Origin of the sequence: Streptococcus sp. 1055, assembly GCF_013276815.1 — a bacterium.
GTDB classification, from domain to species: Bacteria; Bacillota; Bacilli; order Lactobacillales; family Streptococcaceae; genus Streptococcus; species Streptococcus pseudopneumoniae.
Genome location: NZ_VMLT01000065.1, coordinates 22,932 through 40,579, shown reverse-complemented (window position 1 = coordinate 40,579; position 17,648 = coordinate 22,932). Strand labels below are relative to the sequence as shown.

The window sequence follows — 17,648 nt, the reverse complement described above, 5'->3', positions numbered from 1 at the left end:
AATCAAAGAGCAAACTAGGAAACTAGCCGCAGGCTGCTCAAAACACTGTTTTGAGGTTGTAGATAGGACTGACGAAGTCAGTCACATATATACGGCAAGGCGACGTTGACGTGGTTTGAATTTGATTTTCGAAGAGTATCAGTTATTATTTCCAGTTTAAAATAGCACTCAAGCCATAGTGATCACTGACTTGTGGACTCTTGTTACCATCAAATACGACATGTAAATTTTCCACCGCTAACTCTTTGGTAGTAAAGACATAATCGATTCGAAGGGGTTCAGTGTTCCCTTTCCAGCCATCAATTTCTGGTGGAACGGTATAGCTACCGCTTTTCTCTTGAGCAACTTCAAAAGCGTCTTGTAAGCCTAATGGACTAGCCAAAATAGCTTGGTAGCCTTCCTGTCCAGCTGGGTTGTTGAAATCTCCAGCTAGTAAAAGTGGCTTGTTCAATTCTTTCAAGACATTCTCAAATCGTGCCCATTCTTCTTGGAAACCTTTATCCCACCAAGAAAGGTGGACACTTGCAACTGCAAGCTCCTTACCATCAACTACAGTTTCAGCCAAGGCAACACGACGAGTATGATAGTCTGTTGGATCATCCACATCTGAAACCAAAATTTCTCTGGCTTCAATAGGTTTTTTAGACAAGATAGCTACACCTTCATGGTAGCGATCATAACCGATATGGTTATAGGCCCAAGTCCAGTAGTAATTTTTCCCTTGCTCAGACAACTTTTCAACCAAGAGTCTAACATAGTGATCTTGGTGAATAGGCTCAGCTGCTGGCAAAGCTTGATAAAGGTCATTAACCTCCACCTCTGGCGAAGTGATCTCCTGATTGATTTCTTGGAAACAAATCAAATCATAGTCTTTTTCAAGAATATCCTCAAGCAAAATCTGGAATTTTTCCTCAGCTTCTTTTTCCATCCAACTATGAGTATTGAGTGTTAAAAATTTCATTCTTTTCTCCCAAAATAAGAGGTTGGAATACAGCTTCCAACCTCAAGTATATTACAATTCTACTTTAGCAACTGCTGTTTTAGCTGCAAGAGAACCTGTTTTTTCTAATTTAACTGATTTAATTGCATCACCATTTGTGAAGACAACTACTGTTGAAGTTTCACGTCCTGCTGCACGGATAGCATCCAAGTCAGCTGTGACAAGGAGATCTCCTGCTGCAACTTTTTGTCCTTCAGCAACATGAACTGTAAATGGTTTACCTTCAAGACTTACTGTGTCCAAACCAATGTGAACCAATACTTCAAGACCTGATTCAGTCACAATACCAAGAGCATGTTTTGTTGGGAAGATGCTTGATACAGTACCTGAAACTGGAGATACAATGTTTCCATTTGCAGGTTCTACTGCAAATCCATCACCCATCATTTTTTGAGCAAATACTGGATCTTTTACTTGTTCCAAAGCAATAACTTGACCGTCTGCTACTGAGTAAACTTCCTCAGTAAGACCTTTGAAGTGAACAGTGTTTTGTTGTGCTTCAGTCATTTGGCTTGGAAGAGTTTCAGGAATGATTTCACCTGAATCAAGGATATCTTGGATATCAGATTTCAATACGTCAGCTTTTGGTCCGTAGATAGCTTGAACCCCTTGTCCTTTCATGACAAGACCCATAGCTCCTTCTGCTTTCCATTGCTCTGCATTTCCTACTTTATCTGCATCTTTAACAGTTACACGAAGACGAGTCATACATGCGTCAACATCAACGATATTTGCACGTCCACCAAGAAGGTTGATGATGTTTACAGCTTGAGAGCCTGCTGCAACTTTCACTTCGCTACTAGATTCTTCTGAACCTTCAGCAATTTCGTAGTTTCCGTTACGCCCTGGAGTTGCGTAGTTGAATTTTTGAATCATGAAGTTTGCGATAAAATACATGATTACGGCAAAGAGAACAGTTACCCAAACGAAGTTAATGATATCCATACCGATACCAGCACTGATTGCAATAGGTGTACGAGTCAAGAACTCGATTGAACCGAATGAGTGCATACGTAGGTTTACAACGTCAGCCATAGCGAAGGCAGCACCTTGAACAAGTGAGTAAACAAGATACATAGGTGTTGCAACGAACATGAACATGTATTCGATTGGTTCAGTAACCCCTGTCAAGAATGTTGCAAGAGCTGTCGCAATCATCATACCTTTGTATTTATGTTTCTTGTCAGTATCAACATTACGGTAGATAGACACGATTACACCCATCAAGATACCGAATGACCCGATCATTTGTCCAACTTTGAAACGAGCTGGGTGAACAGTATCTAACAATTGTTGGTAGTGACTTGCATCTGTACCTTTAAGATTAACAAGGTCTGTTACCCATGCAAGCCATAGTGGGTCTTGACCAAATACTTGAGTACCTTTAGCTGCACCAGTTAAAATGTCATAAGTACCACCAAGAGCTGTGTAGTTCATTGGGATAGTCAACATATGGTGAAGACCAAATGGCAAGAGCAAACGTTCCAAAGTACCATACAAGAATGGTGCAAGGATTGGTGCAGTTTCTTGTGAGTTGGCAATCCAAATACCAAAGCTATTGATACCAGTTTGCACAAGTGGCCAGAAAGCTGAAAGTAGAATTGCAGCAATTACTGAACGAAGAATAACTACAAATGGTACAAAACGTTTTCCGTTAAAGAATGAAAGTGCATCAGGAAGCTTACGGAAGTTATAGTATTTATTGTAAGCAGTTGCTCCAATAAAACCAGAAATAATCCCTACGAATACACCCATGTTAAGTGCTGGAGCTTCCATAACACTAATGAAGTAATCAGCAACTTTGATTGATCCACCAAAGAGAGTTGTTACCATAGCTTCTGGATTCTTCAACATGTCTCCTGATACACCAAAGATTGTACCAGTGATACGGTTGATTAGGATAAAGGCAAGACCTGCCGCAAACGCACCACCAGCACGTTCCTTAGCCCAGCTTCCTCCAATAGCGAGGGCAAACAAGATATGAAGGTTAACGATAACCCCCCAACCGATTTGCTCTAGGACACCACCAGTAATAACGAGTGGAGCAAAGTTAGGGTTAATCATCACGATAGACTTACCGATTGAAATCATCAAACCAGCAGCCGGCATAACCGCGATAACCACCATCAAAGCCTTACCGAATTTTTGCCAAAATTCGAAAGACAAGACATTTTTGAATGTATCTTTCATCATTCAAATCTCCTTTATTTTTATTTAGGCAAACGTTTTACGAAAACGTTTGCACCTTTTATGATTTAATTATACCACTTTAATTTTTTTTGTAAAGGCTTTTATTCAAAAAAATCCTCTTTTTTCAAAAATTTTCTAGGTTCTAAATTTCAAGTTCAAATTATCCATCAAGAATCTTCTCTGAGCAACTTCTTTATACTCTTCGAAAATCTCTTCAAACCACGTCAGCGTCGTCTTACCGTATATATGTGACTGACTTTCTACAACCTCAAATCAGTATTTTGAGCATCCTGTGGCGAGCTACCTAGTTTGCTCTTTGATTTTCATTGAGTATTAGAAGTCCCTTTTCTAAAATTTTTGTAGCAAAAAAGGAGATTTTACAACCTCCTCATAAAAGTAATTATTTTACCTAAATTTTCAAGAATCGACGCATGGATATTCCTGATCCCAGTGAACCAATAAAAATTCCAATCACAAATAGTAGGGCAATCATCAACGGACTAAATAAATCTGGACTAATCATAGATAGATTTTGTCCTACCAACGATTTGTTAACAGATTGGTAAACCATTTGATAAACAATAAAGACCAAAACAGATGGTGCGATAGCTCCCAATAAACCGATAAAGGCTCCTTCTAACAAGAACGGTCCACGAATATAACTGTTTTTAGCTCCGACCAAGCGCATGATTTGAATTTCGCGACTGCGGGAAATAATAGTAATACGAATGGTATTTGAAATCAAGAAAACTGCGACAAAAATTAACAAGGCAGCAATCCCTAGTCCCCAAACACGGATAAATGAAGCTAACTTGAAGAGTCTTTCTGTATTGGCACCGCCATCTTGAACCTCAGAGACACCTTCAATTTTTTTAGCATCTTCGGCTATAGTTTTTACATCATTTGGAGTGTTTGCCTCTACAATATAGGCATCATAGAGAGGATTGGCATCTCCTTCAAAGATTTTCCAGTTATCTCCCATTGTCTCGGTTAATTTTTCATATTGTTCTTCCTTACTCGAAAACGTAACACTCTTAACCGTAGACATGTTCTTCAAAGAATCATATACCTTGTGGTAGTCATTATTTGTAACAGTTTGACCTTCTTTTTCAATTGTCTGACTGTTATCTTCCACATCCTTTCGGATATAAACTACTACACGGACATTATTTTCAATATCTGTAGCTAGTTTCGCTGTATTGAAAATAACAGAAGCAAATATTGCCACCAAGGTCAAAGTAATCATGACTGAACTGACAGCAGCTACTGTCATCCAACCATTTCGTTTCAAACTTTTTAAGGCTTCAAATAAATGGCGAAAAAATCTACTAATCATCGTATCCATACTCTCCTTTTGATTCGTCACGAACGACACGGCCATTTTCAATGGCAATGACACGGTGGCGCAAGGTATTTACAATCTGGCTATTATGAGTCGCCATCAAAATAGTTGTCCCTTGTAGGTTAATCCGTTCCAAGAGATTCATAATTTCCCATGAATTATCAGGGTCCAGGTTTCCTGTTGGTTCATCGGCTATCAATACTTTGGGATTATTTACAATGGCACGCGCAATCGCAATCCGCTGTTGCTCTCCACCTGAGAGCTCATTTGGGAAAGAACGAACCTTGTGCTTCAAGCCAACCAAGTCCAAAACTTCCATCACTCGTTTTTTGATATTACGGCGATTTTCTCCGATTACTTCCATAGCGTAAGCAATATTTTCATATACCGTTTTCTTTGGCAACAATTTATAATCCTGGAAGACAACCCCAACACTACGACGTAGAAGTGGGACATCTTTCTTTTTAATCTTAACTAGATTAAAACCAGCAACTGATAGGCTTCCTTTATCGATTTTTACTTCACGATACAGAGAACGAATAAAAGTTGACTTCCCTGCTCCTGAAGGTCCTACGATGTAAGCAAATTCTCCCGGTTGAACGCTGACCGAAACACCGCGTAGGGCAGTCGTTCCGTTGTCGTATTTTTTAACGACATCTCTCATTTCAATGATTGACATGTGAGTTCCTTTCTATCTTAGCTGATTCGCCACTTGAGATAGGCATCGATAAAACCATCTAGGTCTCCGTCCATAACCTTATCTACCTGAGCAACCTCAAAGCTAGTTCGGTGATCTTTTACCATAGTATAAGGAGTGAAGACATAAGAACGGATTTGGCTTCCCCATGTGATTTCTTTTTTCTCACCCTTGAGGGAATCTACCTCCGCAGCTTTCTTTTCTTGCTCCATTTGATAGAGCTTAGCCTGCAACATCTTCATGGCACGATCTCTATTTCCATACTGGGTACGATCCACTGTTGATTGAACAACAATTCCAGTTGGAATGTGGGTTAAACGTACACCTGTTGAAACCTTATTGACATTTTGTCCACCGGCACCACCTGAACGGAAGGTATCCATCTTGATGTCATCTTCCCGGATTTCCACTTCAATGGTATCGTCCAACTCAGGCATCACTTCTACGGATGTGAAAGATGTATGGCGACGTTTGGCAGAGTCAAATGGTGAAATTCGCACCAAACGGTGTACCCCCATTTCTGACTTGAGAAGACCATAGGCATTAGGCCCTTCAAATGATAAGGTTACTGACTTGATACCAGCTTCATCCCCTGCTTGGTAATCCAATACTTCCACTTTAAAGCCTTTAGCATTACCATAACGAGTATACATACGAAGCAACATATCACCCCAGTCCTGAGCCTCAGTACCACCAGAACCTGGATGGATTTCCAAGATGGCATTGTTGTGGTCATAAGGTTCTGACAAGAGTAGAGTCATCTCATAGCTGGTCATCATCTTATCAAGTTCGGCTAACTGCTCTACCAGTTCTTCTTGAACTGACTCGTCTTCAGCTAAAAAGTCCAATAAAATTTCGACTTCATCCTGCAACTCTTCCATTTTGTGGAAGGTGTTATAGGTGTTTTTTAATTCATTTAATTCTTGCGACGTTTTTTGGGCCGCAATATTATCATTCCAAAAATCAGGTTCTGTCATCTTGTTTTCCAAGATGGCAATCTCTTCCTCTAGCCCTTCGAGGTCAAAGAGACCCCCTGAAAGAAGCTAATTTTTCACGATTTGCGTCAATTTTTTGACGGATTACTGAAATGTCCATAAATACTCCTTTTTTACATCATTTCATTATAGCATATTTTATCATTTCTTTCCATCTTTTGCTATAATCCCTTTTTTATGAAAAAAGAAGCCTTTCGGCTTCCCTTCTTACAAGACTTTTGCTGAAGTGCGAGTGATTTCTTCCACTTGAATACCATTTGCTTCAAATTTTTCTTTCAAGGCTGGTAAATCAATTGATCCATCGATTTGCACTTCGATAATGACCTTACCATCCTTACGCGGAATATTGACTGTATGGGAGATATTCAAATTTTCTTCAACGATTAGAGAAACAATCTTACCAAGAACGCCAACTTCATCTTCTGTAACAAAGCGCACACGAATTCCTTCTTCTCCATAACCAGCAATTTCAAGAAAGGCTTGGAAAACGTCACGGTCCGTAATAACCCCATAGACTTGATGGTTATCTACTACAGGAAGAATACCAATCTTGTTTTTCAACATCAGATAAGTTGCATCTTCTAGACTCGCATAGCCTGAAACAGTGACAACATCGCGAATCATGACATCTTTTACTTTTGTCTTATTTAGAAGATAATTCATCTCATAGATAGAAAGACTGGTTGCTTTTGATGGGCTAGCTTGGGCAATGGTTCCCTCAGTTACCAAACCAACCAATTGATCATTTTCGATAACAGGCAAGCGGTGCAACCCTTGCTCTCTCATCAAATCTGCTGCATGAGATACTGTTGTATCTGGACTAATATAAACTACCTTGCGGGTCATAAAATCTTTAACTGCCATGAGACTTCTCCTTTTCTATTCTTATCCCTATTATACAATCTTTTTGCAAATCTATCAAACGCTTACATTTCTTTTTCAAAATTCAGAAAAGTATGAATAACCTAGCAAAAAGAGCTCTGAAATCGAGCTCTGTGAATGAAGGTAAGATACGTTTCATTCGATTTTTTCAATTATTAGAAATTTATCTTTCAGTGTAGATGTAGATTTGTTTGCAATCTAAATATGCCGACTAAAACAATCCCTCGGATTCGGATGATTGCTTCGCAATCTCTATTCAGCGACTAAAAAGGTCCCCAGGACTATAATGATGATTACTTCGTAATCTTTATCTGCCGACTAAAAAGGTCCCCAGGACTATATTGATGATTACTTCGTAATCTTCATCTGCCGACTAAAACAATCCACTGGATTGTTTTAGCCACCTAGATATGCTTTTCTGACTTCTTCTGATGAAGCGAGTTCTTTTCCTGTTCCTGATAGGACGATTTTTCCTGTTTCCAATACATAGCCTCGGTCAGAGATTGCAAGTGCTTTATTGGCATTTTGTTCAATCAAGAGGACGGTTGTTCCTTGTTGCTGGATATCTTGAATGATATCAAAAATCTCTTGGATAAAGATTGGGGCAAGTCCCATTGATGGTTCATCTAAAAGAAGAAGTTTTGGTGTTGACATAAGAGCGCGTCCCATGGCAAGCATTTGTTGTTCCCCCCCTGAAAGAGTAGCTGCATCTTGGTTCTTCCGTTCTTCAAGACGTGGGAAGCGTGAAAAGACCTTCTTCAAGTTAGCTTGATTTTCTTCACGATTTTTCTTCAAAAAAGCTCCCATTTCAAGATTTTCCATAACAGTCAAGCCAGGAAAGACGTGGCGTCCTTCTGGAACTTGTGAAAGACCACCTGCCACGATTTTCTGAGCCGGCATTTTTTGGATTTCTTGACCTAAAAATTCAATCTTTCCAGAGCTTGGTCTAACCAAACCTGACAAGGTACGGAGAATGGTTGTTTTACCAGCACCATTGGCACCGATAAGGGAAACAACTTCTCCTTCATTAACTTCAAAGCTTACATCACGGACTGCTTGAATCATACCATAATGCACAGAAAGATTATCAACTTTTAACATAGACATTAGGCTTCACCTCCTAGATAAGCTTCGATAACGCGTTTATTGGTCTTAATTTCGTCTGGAGTTCCTTGAGCAATCAAACGGCCATATTCAAGTACGTAGATACGTTCTGTTACTTCCATGACCAGATTCATATCGTGTTCAATCAGCATAATCGTAATCTTAAATTCATCTTTGATACGACGAATTAACTCAGTCAATTCAGCTGTTTCCTGAGGGTTCATACCTGCTGCTGGTTCATCTAAAAAGAGAATTTTAGGTTCCGTAGCGAGGGCACGAACAATTTCCAAACGACGTTGTTGTCCGTAGGCGAGGTTTTTAGCAAGAGTCTCTGCATCACCATCTAAATCAAAGATTTTCAGCAATTCTAAAGCTTTAGATTTTAATTCTTTTTCACTCTTGTAAAAAGCTGGTAAGCGTAAGAAACTAGCAAAAACATGTTGTTTGTGATGGTTGGCAAAGGCAATCAAAACATTGTCCAAAACGGTTAAATCTTTAAAGAGACGGATATTTTGGAAAGTACGTCCAAGTCCTAAAGAAGCAATCTTATAAGGTGCCTTTCCATTCAAAAGGTGACCATCTAGGGTTACTGTTCCCTCGCTTGGTTCATAAACACCCGTCAAGAGGTTGAAAAGAGTGGTTTTCCCAGCTCCGTTTGGACCGATTAGTCCAACCAGTTCCCCTTCGTTCAATTCAAGAGTCACATCTCCAACAGCTGTTAGACCGCCAAAATGTTTGGTTAACTGTTTTACTTCAAGTAATGCCATTAGTTTTATTCCTCCTTCTTAGATTTTTTAAAGAAACGTGATAGGCTCAATTCCCATGTTCCAAGGAGTCCACCTGGTCTGAAAATCATTACCAAGACCAAGGCCAAAGCGTAAATAATCATACGCACACTAGCTACGTCTTGGAGAAGCATATTCAAAATTCCCAGAACAATAGCCGATACAATGGCACCTGTAATGGAACCAAGTCCACCAAAGACAACAATAATCAAAACGTTGATTGAGTTGATGAAAGTGTAATCTTTCGGTACAACTGAACCGATAAATCCTGCCTGAAGTGACCCTGCAATACTCGCAGTAATGGCACCAAAGACAAAAGCGATGATTTTAATTTTAGTCGTATTAACCCCAACTGACTCAGCAGCGATTTCATCCTCACGAACAGAGAGGGTTGAACGACCAATTGGACTACGCAAGAAGTTCAAGGTTGCAATGGTTGTAATCACAACAAAGAAGTAAACCATTTGCCAAGTTGTAAAGTTTGGAATTCCCAAGATACCTGCTGCACCATTTGTAAGGCTTCCACCATTGATGATAAAGATACGGATAATTTCAGAAACACCTAGAGTCGCTACTGCAAGATAGTCCCCCTTCAAGCGCAAGGTTGGAATTCCGACAAGCAAGGCAACTGCTCCTGAAAGCAAAGCCCCTACAAGCATAGCTCCAAAGAAGGCTCCGTAGGTTGGTGATTTAGAACCAATAATAGCAGCGGCATAGGCACCAATCGCCATGAAACCAGCATGCCCAAGTGAAAATTGTCCTGAAAAACCAACGATTAAGTTGAGACCAACAGCCAGAATAATATTAATTCCGATTTGTTGTAAAATCTGTACATAGAATAGGTTGAGTACTCCGACTGAAACCAGTACACTAATCAAGCCATAGCCAGCTAATAAAAGGAGTAACCATAGAATATTAACTTTTAAATTTTCCTTCATCGCTTACACCTTCTCTTTCACATTTTTACCAAGGATACCAGCTGGGCGGACAATCAAGATCAACAACAAGATTCCATAAACAATGGCATCACGGAAGTCTGACATCCCAAAGGCTGTCGCAAAAGTTTCTAATAGACCAATCACAAAGCCACCAAGAGCCGCACCAGGAATGATTCCGATACCACCAAGTACCGCGGCAACGAAAGACTTAAGACCTGGAGTAACCCCCATCAAAGGCTCAAGAGAGTTATAATAGAGGGCAATCAGAACACCAGCCGCACCCGCAAGAGCTGAACCCAAAGCGAAGGTAAAGCTGATCGTACGGTTTACATTGATCCCCATCAATTGTGCCGCATCGCTATCTACAGATACAGCACGCATGGCTTTCCCCATCTTAGTCTTTTGGACAATGACCTGTAACAAAATCATCAAAATCAAGGAAATGGCCAAGATCATTAACTGCACATTTGTTAGGCTAACTGGTCCCAAATCATAGCGAACTGTTTGAATCGCTTGAGGAAAGGCACGAGTATTGGCACCAACCAGATAGACCATGCCATACTCCAGTAGGAAAGAAACCCCAATAGCTGTAATCAAAACAGCAATACGAGTAGAGTGACGCAAAGGTCGGTAAGCAAGGAACTCAATCACGACACCAAGGATGGCTGTCGCTAGCATCGCTACAATAAGCGCTACAAAAAAATTCATTTGGAAAGAATTGATCAAGAAATAACCGATAAAGGCTCCCATCATATAAATATCACCGTGGGCGAAATTGATGAGCTTGATAATTCCGTAAACCATGGTATATCCTAGGGCTAACAGCGCATAAACACTACCTAGAATCAAACCATTTACTAGTTGTTGGAGCATAAGATTCACTCTTTCTATATATAATTCCGAGGTTTTTCCCTCACTTTTTGATAGGTTCTTAAACATCGAAACAGGGAGTGAGTCAAAGGCTCATTCCCTATTTCAACATTTTTCTATTATGGTTTTACAACTTCTGCTGCTTCAACCTTACCATTGTTCATGGTCATCATGTAAGCAGTTTTAACTGTGTTGTGGTCCGCATCGAAGCTTGTTTTACCAGTTACACCTTCAAAGTCTTTTGTTTTAGCAAGATTATCCTTGATTTCACCTGAGTTTTTAGCACCTTTTGCTGCGTTTGCTACAAGGTGAACTGAGTCATAAGCCAAGGCTGCAAATGTTGAAGGCTCTTCATTGTACTTAGCGCGGTAAGCGTCAAGGAAGGCTTTGGCTTTAGCTGAAACTTCTACAGTAGGTGAGAAACCTGAGATAAAGTAGATGTTTGATGCTTTTTCAGCAGTTGCTTGTTGTACAAACTCTTCACCGTTAAATCCATCACCACCAACGATTGGTTTGTCAATTCCCATACCACGCGCTTGGTTTACAATCTTACCAGCCTCATTATAGTAACCAGGAACAACGATAGCATCAAAGTCTTTCCCTTTCATTTTTGTAAGGGCTGCTTGGAAGTCTGTGTCACCTGCTACGAAAGTTTCATCTGCAACGATTTCACCCTTGTATGACTCGCGGAAAGATTTGGCAATCCCTTTAGCATAGTCACTGGCATTGTCAGTGTAAAGAACAACTTTCTTAGCATTTAATTTTTCAGAAACATAGTTTGAGATAATTTTTCCTTGGAAGCTATCTTGGAAAGTTCCGATAAAGAGGTAATCTTGACCTTTAGTCAATCCATCTTGAGTCGCACTTGGTGAGATCAATGGAACACCTGCTTTTGTAGCGTTCGCTACCGCAGCTGCAGTCGCACCAGATGTCGCAGGTCCTACGACTGCTGATACTTTAGATTGGGTTACAAGGTTAGTTGTAACTGAAGCAGCCTCAGCTGTTTCAGACTTATTATCTTTATCGACTACTTCGATTTGTTTTCCATCGATACCACCTGCGGCATTGATTTCATCAACAGCCAATTGGGCACCTTTTTGTTCAGCTGTTCCGTATGCAGCTAAAGAACCTGATTCTTCAAAGTTAAACCCGATTTTAATTGTCTTTTCCTCTACTGAGTTACCAGCAGTGTTGACTGCTCCAGACTTCACTTCTCCACAGGCTGCAAGAAGTGCTACACTTGCAAGCGCCACAAAGGATAGGGCAAATTTTTTCTTCATCTTTTTTTGTCTCCTTATTTCTTAAATAGTCTGTTAAGAATATATCGAATTATCAGAAAATTGTCAACACTTTTCTTTAAATTTTTATCTGATAACGTTTTCCTATCGATAAAGATTGCCCACAAAGGGTGTTTCCAACTCTTGGATATGACAAACCCTAACTTTTTTAATAAATTTTTCCTTGCTCAAGCGTCCGGCCAATTGCTCCACTTCTTGAGTTGGAACATAGAGTTGTAAGTAACGATGTTTCTTGGAATGATAGGTAATATCTCCATAATCCTGCAGTTTTTTGGCATCACGATTATAGTAAAGATAGATAATCAATCCAGATCGATTGACTTTTTCAAACATGATAAATCCTCTTTCTAAGAAATCTCCCTCTATTATACCAAAAAAAGCAAACTCAGTCGAGTTTGCCTTCTTTCATCATTAGTTCAATGAATTGTTGGCCATGATTTCATCAATAAAGCCATATTCAAGTGTTTCTTGGGCACTCATCCAGTTATCACGTTCTGCATCTGCGTGAACTTTTTCGATTGACTGACCTGAATTTTCAGCCAAGATTTTTTCCAAGGTTTTACGAGTTTTAAGCAAATGTTCTGCAGCAATCGCCATATCGGTTTGTTGAGTACCACCACCTGTACCGCCCATTGGTTGGTGAATCATGTATTCAGCATTTGGAAGCATGAAACGTTTGCCTTTTGCTCCACTTGATGCGATGACTGTTCCCATAGATGCAGCCATTCCCATAACGATGGTTTGGACATCTGCCTTGATAAAGTTCATGGTATCTACGATTGCCAAACCAGCTGAAACAGAACCACCTGGTGTATTGACATAAAGGTAAATATCTTTTGTACTATCTTGGGCATCCAAGAAAAGCAATTGGGCAATAACAGAGTTAGCCATATTGTCTTCAACTGGACCAGTCAGCATAATGATGCGGTCTTTGAGAAGACGTGAGTATATATCGTAGGAACGTTCTCCACGGCTTGTTTGTTCAATAACTACAGGAATCATTTATTTCTCCTTTTGAATTTTAATTTTGTTGGTCAGATGACTGAAGATAAGACTATTATAATATCTTGGTCAAAAAAGGTCAAATTTTTGCTCTGTTTTCATTAGACAGAAACAAAAACTCAACCCCCTTTCACAACAGGAAATTCTTTTCCAAGTCAATCTTCTTTTCGATCTTATTTCGTACCGAACAAGCGGTCCCCAGCATCTCCAAGACCTGGGACGATATAACCGTGTTCGTTCAAGCGTTCATCCAAGGCTGCTGTAAAGATTTCTACATCTGGATGAGCTTCTTGAAGGGCTTTTACACCTTCTGGTGCTGATACAAGGCAGACAAATTTAATATTTGATGCGCCACGTTTTTTAAGTGAGTCAACGGCCAAGATTGCTGAGCCACCTGTTGCCAACATTGGATCTACTACAAAAATTTGACGTTGGTTAATGTCCTCAGGCAATTTCACCAAATACTCAACTGGTTGAAGTGTTTCTTCATCACGGTACATACCGATGTGACCAACCTTAGCAGCTGGAACCAAGCTCAAGAGACCATCAACCATCCCGATACCTGCACGCAAGATTGGAACGATAGCCAATTTCTTACCTGCCAATTGTTTTTGAACTGTTTTTGTAATTGGTGTTTCGATTTCCACATCTTCTAGTGGAAGATCACGAAGTACTTCATACCCCATCAACATTGCAATCTCATCTACTAGCTCACGAAAAGCTTTTGTAGAAGTATCTGTACGACGCAAAATTGACAATTTGTGTTGAATCAGCGGGTGATTAATAACTTCAATTTTTCCCATTTTTGGAATTCCTTCTTTCAATTTATTCTTCTTATTATACCAAAAAACGGTTTAAAAATCTTTCTAAACCATTTATTTTTGATAATTTTTACATTAGATCAGCCTCTTTAAGAGCTGTCTGTACTGTCTCAAGTGGTAAATGGGTCAATTCTGTCCCTTTTTCTTGATAAAGGTATTGGGCATAGTCGTCCATTCGGTACTGGTTGATATAAACCACGCGCTTGCAACCAACCTGCAATAATTGTTTGGTACAGTTGAGACAAGGAAAATGGGTCACATAGGCTGTAAAGCCTTTGGGAACACCACGCTCAGCACCTTGAAGGATAGCATTGACCTCAGCGTGAAGGGTGCGAACACAGTGGCCTTCAATGACCAAACATTCGTGATCAATACAATGCTCAGTTCCTGACACCGAACCATTGTAACCAGTGGAAATAACCTTATTATCTTTTACCAGAATCGCGCCCACTTTAGCACGTTTACAAGTGGAACGATTGGCAATTAGTAGGGCTTGGGCTGCAAAATACTCATCCCAGGCCAGTCTTTTTTCAGTCATCTCTTTTCTCCTATTTCTCTATTTTTTAAAAAATGGTAAACCTAAATCTGCAATCTTTTCAGCTGGTACCTTCATGCCATCCTTGATCCATTTTAGAAGGACAGAGACGATGGCTGAGCTCCAGAAGGAATGAAGATAAGAGCTGACACCTTTTGATTTCCCATGGTATTTTTCTAGAAATTCCTGCATGGCTTGGACAAAGATTTTTTCCAGATGGTAATCCAAGGCCAATTGAATCACTCTAACTTCCTTTCTGGCCTCCCGGAAAAGGTGAACCCAAACCAAATAAAGGTCTGTCTTTAAATCGTAATGATGCAGCTGTTCCATAATATTGTGGACAGTTCGTTTAAAGACGCTTTCTAAAATTTCCTCTTTGGAGTCATAATTGCGATAAAAGGCCGCACGCGAAACACCTGCACGTTTGACCAATTCAGAAATACTAATCTTGGTCAGTTCCTTTTTTTCCAAGAGTTGCAAGAGGGCTGTTTCAATGGCTTCTCTGGTTAATAAATTGGATTCTTGGTTTGATTTTCTGAGATTTTCAAGAGACTTTTCAGAGATTCTACGTTCAGACATAACATTTTCTTTCTACTTGTCACAACAGACGGATGATGCTTTTGTTTCAAGGGTTTTCATGATATAATTGTAAAAAAAGACAGAACCTTTGTCAATGTATAACTGACAAAGATGGAGAATTTCTATGACTTGGAAGATTATTGCTGACTCTGGTTGTGATTATCGTCAACTGCCAACACCAGCTATTAACACAACCTTTGTAAGTGTCCCCTTAACCATTCAAGTAGCTGATCAGGTCTTTGTTGATGATGCCAGTCTTGATATTGACCATATGATGAAAACCATGTATGCAACCGCAGAAGCTTCAAAATCAGCTTGTCCAAGCCCAGATGATTATTTGCGAGCATTTGAAGGTGCCAAAAACATTTTCCTAGTAACCATCACTGGTACTCTTTCTGGTAGTCACAATAGTGCGCAACTGGCCAAGAATATTTATCTGGAAGACCATCCTGACACTAAGATTCATGTAATTGATAGTTTGTCTGCTGGTGGAGAAGTTGACTTGCTCGTAGAAAAATTAAATGACTTGATTGACCAGGGCTTATCTTTTGAAGAAGTGGTTGAAGCTATCACCGCCTATCAAGAAAAAACTAAGTTGCTCTTTGTCCTAGCCAAAGTCGATAACTTGGTGAAGAACGGCCGTTTGAGCAAGCTTATCGGTACGGTCGTTGGCCTTCTAAATATCCGTATGGTTGGGGAAGCTAGTGAAACTGGAACCCTCGAATTGCTACAAAAAGCAAGAGGAGCAAAGAAGTCAGTTCAAGCAGCCTATGAAGAGTTAGTGAAAGCAGGATATGCTGGTGGCCGTATTGTTATGGCCCAACGCAATAACGAGAAATGTTGCCAACAGCTTTCAGACCTAATCCGTGAAACCTTCCCACAGGCGGATATTAAAATTCTCCCAACATCTGGTCTCTGCAGTTTCTATGCAGAAGATGGCGGTCTGCTGATGGGCTATGAAATTGATTAATTGCATTCTTGACAAGAGGTAACCATCATCTCTTGTTTTTTTGTGGTACAATAGAGCTATGAAACATTTTGATACTATTGTCATCGGTGGAGGACCTGCTGGTATGATGGCTACGATTTCCAGTAGCTTTTATGGACAGAAAACCCTCCTCATCGAAAAAAATCGGAAACTTGGAAAAAAAGTTAGCTGGGACTGGTGGGGGACGTTGCAATGTGACCAACAATGGTAGCTTGGACGACCTACTAGCTGGAATTCCTGGAAACGGACGCTTTCTTTACAGTGTTTTCTCCCAGTTCGATAATCATGACATCATCAACTTTTTTACAGAAAATGGTGTTAAACTTAAGGTCGAAGACCACGGACGCGTCTTTCCAGCTAGTGACAAGTCTCGGACTATTATCGAAGCTTTGGAAAAGAAAATCACTGAACTAGGTGGTCAAGTTGCTACTCAAACCGAAATTGTTTCGGTTAAAAAAGTAGATGAGCAATTTGTCCTGAAGTCAGCTAACCAAGTCTTCACTTGTGAGAAACTCATTGTCACAACTGGTGGAAAATCCTATCCTTCGACTGGTTCGACTGGTTTTGGTCACGAGATTGCTCGCCATTTTAAACACACCATCACCGAGCTTGAAGCTGCTGAAAGTCCTTTATTAACAGATTTTCCACATAAGGCCTTGCAGGGGATTTCGCTGGATGATGTGACTCTAAGTTATGGCAAGCGTGTCATCACTCACGATTTGCTTTTTACCCACTTTGGTTTGTCAGGCCCTGCTGCCCTACGTATGTCTAGCTTTGTCAAGGGTGGGGAGATTCTCTCACTGGATGTTTTGCCTCAGCTTTCTGAGAAGGACTTGGCTAAATTCCTAGAAGAAAATCGAGAAAAAGCTCTAAAAAATGCCTTAAAAACCTTGTTACCAGAACGCTTGGCAGAGTTTTTTGTGCAAGGCTATCCTGACAAAGTCAAACAACTGACTGAAAAGGAACGTGAACAACTTGTCCAGTCCATTAAAGGACTTAAAATTCCTGTAACTGGAAAAATGTCTCTTGCCAAGTCCTTTGTCACCAAAGGTGGTGTCAGTCTCAAGGAAATCAATCCTAAAACCCTTGAAAGTAAGCTGGTACCTGGCCTCCACTTTGCAGGCGAAGTTATGGATATAAATGCCCACACGGGTGGCTTTAACATCACTTCTGCCCTCTGTACCGGCTGGGTGGCGGGAAGTCTGCATTATGATTAAAGAACTTTTAATAGAAAAAATCGGAAGATTACTCCTCCGATTTTATTTTGCTTGAGTTTGGACATAGTGGGCAATGACATCTGATGTGTACTGGGCTGTTCCAGTACCAAATTTGTCAATATTTTCCTTAAACTCTGGGTTATAGACGTAGCCTTTACCGATATGACCGAATACTTCAATAGTACAATCAAATCCATAAGTACGAATGGCTTGCAAGAGCTTGGCTGTTTGCTCTTGGTTTTCAGTTGCTGTTACAGGCAGACCAGCTTGAAGATTTTGTGCTAAGGCTTGAAAAACTTGGTTGAAGGCAGCCGTAGCCTCGTCTTCGTGACCTTTCTGGCGCTCCAGCGCTTGGTCCATGACTTCTTGTCCATATTTCTCTACCGCCTCTTGGTGGTATTTTTG

At 40.2% G+C, this 17,648-nt stretch carries 17 protein-coding genes and 2 pseudogenes; 2 read left to right on the top strand and 17 right to left on the bottom strand.

The window, feature by feature from the left end; all coding sequences use genetic code 11:
* Positions 1-145: 145 nt before the first annotated feature.
* The 16 genes from HT699_RS06535 to HT699_RS06460 all read right to left on the bottom strand — a co-directional run bounded on the left by HT699_RS06535 (position 146) and on the right by HT699_RS06460 (position 15,038).
* Positions 146-961, bottom strand: coding sequence for an endonuclease/exonuclease/phosphatase family protein (locus tag HT699_RS06535; RefSeq protein ID WP_000670821.1), 816 nt, complete (start codon positions 959-961; stop codon positions 146-148).
* Positions 962-1,012: 51 nt separating this feature from the next.
* On the bottom strand, positions 1,013-3,193 hold the full coding sequence (locus tag HT699_RS06530; RefSeq protein ID WP_138702667.1) for a PTS transporter subunit IIBC: 2,181 nt from the start codon (positions 3,191-3,193) through the stop codon (positions 1,013-1,015).
* A 406-nt stretch (positions 3,194-3,599) separates the two neighbouring features.
* The gene (gene ftsX / locus HT699_RS06525) at positions 3,600-4,526 is read right to left on the bottom strand and encodes a permease-like cell division protein FtsX (protein WP_000625541.1); all 927 of its coding nucleotides are present in this window, start codon (positions 4,524-4,526) and stop codon (positions 3,600-3,602) included.
* Entirely contained in the window at positions 4,519-5,211 is a 693-nt protein-coding gene (ftsE, locus tag HT699_RS06520; protein WP_000022265.1) for a cell division ATP-binding protein FtsE, read from the bottom strand. Before ftsE ends, ftsX begins: the two co-directional genes overlap by 8 nt.
* 17 nt (positions 5,212-5,228) lie before the next feature.
* Positions 5,229-6,324 (bottom strand): peptide chain release factor 2 gene (gene prfB / locus HT699_RS06515; RefSeq protein WP_100127798.1). Its coding sequence is split into 2 segments (ribosomal slippage): positions 5,229-6,251 and positions 6,253-6,324, totalling 1,095 coding nucleotides; the frame shifts between segments, so codons are not numbered across the junction.
* Between the two features lie 107 nt (positions 6,325-6,431).
* On the bottom strand, positions 6,432-7,088 hold the full coding sequence (locus tag HT699_RS06510; protein WP_000268665.1) for a CBS domain-containing protein: 657 nt from the start codon (positions 7,086-7,088) through the stop codon (positions 6,432-6,434).
* A 414-nt stretch (positions 7,089-7,502) separates the two neighbouring features.
* On the bottom strand, positions 7,503-8,213 hold the full coding sequence (locus HT699_RS06505; protein WP_000062201.1) for an ABC transporter ATP-binding protein: 711 nt from the start codon (positions 8,211-8,213) through the stop codon (positions 7,503-7,505).
* The gene (locus HT699_RS06500; protein ID WP_001185994.1) at positions 8,213-8,977 is read right to left on the bottom strand and encodes an ABC transporter ATP-binding protein; all 765 of its coding nucleotides are present in this window, start codon (positions 8,975-8,977) and stop codon (positions 8,213-8,215) included. Before HT699_RS06500 ends, HT699_RS06505 begins: the two co-directional genes overlap by 1 nt.
* Positions 8,978-8,982: 5 nt before the next feature.
* Entirely contained in the window at positions 8,983-9,933 is a 951-nt protein-coding gene (locus HT699_RS06495) for a branched-chain amino acid ABC transporter permease (RefSeq protein WP_166730742.1), read from the bottom strand.
* A 3-nt stretch (positions 9,934-9,936) separates the two neighbouring features.
* Positions 9,937-10,806 (bottom strand): branched-chain amino acid ABC transporter permease, encoded by an 870-nt coding sequence (locus HT699_RS06490; RefSeq protein ID WP_000941427.1) that lies wholly within the window; start codon positions 10,804-10,806, stop codon positions 9,937-9,939.
* Positions 10,807-10,922: 116 nt separating this feature from the next.
* Positions 10,923-12,083 carry an ABC transporter substrate-binding protein gene (locus HT699_RS06485; protein WP_172934186.1) on the bottom strand — a complete coding sequence of 387 codons (1,161 nt, stop codon included), beginning with the start codon at positions 12,081-12,083 and terminating at the stop codon, positions 10,923-10,925.
* Positions 12,084-12,185: 102 nt separating this feature from the next.
* The gene (locus HT699_RS06480; RefSeq protein ID WP_050208016.1) at positions 12,186-12,434 is read right to left on the bottom strand and encodes a YlbG family protein; all 249 of its coding nucleotides are present in this window, start codon (positions 12,432-12,434) and stop codon (positions 12,186-12,188) included.
* Between the two features lie 78 nt (positions 12,435-12,512).
* The gene (gene clpP, locus HT699_RS06475; protein ID WP_000613465.1) at positions 12,513-13,103 is read right to left on the bottom strand and encodes an ATP-dependent Clp protease proteolytic subunit ClpP; all 591 of its coding nucleotides are present in this window, start codon (positions 13,101-13,103) and stop codon (positions 12,513-12,515) included.
* 173 nt (positions 13,104-13,276) lie between these two features.
* Positions 13,277-13,906, bottom strand: coding sequence for a uracil phosphoribosyltransferase (gene upp, locus HT699_RS06470; RefSeq protein WP_000515975.1), 630 nt, complete (start codon positions 13,904-13,906; stop codon positions 13,277-13,279).
* Positions 13,907-13,994: 88 nt separating this feature from the next.
* Complete coding sequence (locus HT699_RS06465; RefSeq protein ID WP_000136976.1) at positions 13,995-14,462, bottom strand: cytidine/deoxycytidylate deaminase family protein; 468 nt, start codon at positions 14,460-14,462, stop codon at positions 13,995-13,997.
* Between the two features lie 18 nt (positions 14,463-14,480).
* Positions 14,481-15,038, bottom strand: a complete 558-nt coding sequence (locus HT699_RS06460; RefSeq protein ID WP_000004146.1) for a TetR/AcrR family transcriptional regulator — start codon at positions 15,036-15,038, stop codon at positions 14,481-14,483.
* A gap of 124 nt (positions 15,039-15,162) precedes the next feature.
* Here HT699_RS06460 and HT699_RS06455 point away from each other — a divergent pair, with 124 nt between their 5' ends.
* Positions 15,163-16,008 (top strand): DegV family protein, encoded by an 846-nt coding sequence (locus HT699_RS06455; protein ID WP_172934185.1) that lies wholly within the window; start codon positions 15,163-15,165, stop codon positions 16,006-16,008.
* 58 nt (positions 16,009-16,066) lie between these two features.
* Positions 16,067-17,243: pseudogene (locus HT699_RS06450) on the top strand (NAD(P)/FAD-dependent oxidoreductase).
* A 42-nt stretch (positions 17,244-17,285) separates the two neighbouring features.
* Here the strand turns inward: HT699_RS06450 and HT699_RS06445 are convergent.
* Positions 17,286-17,648: pseudogene (locus HT699_RS06445) on the bottom strand (TipAS antibiotic-recognition domain-containing protein); the annotation flags it as partial.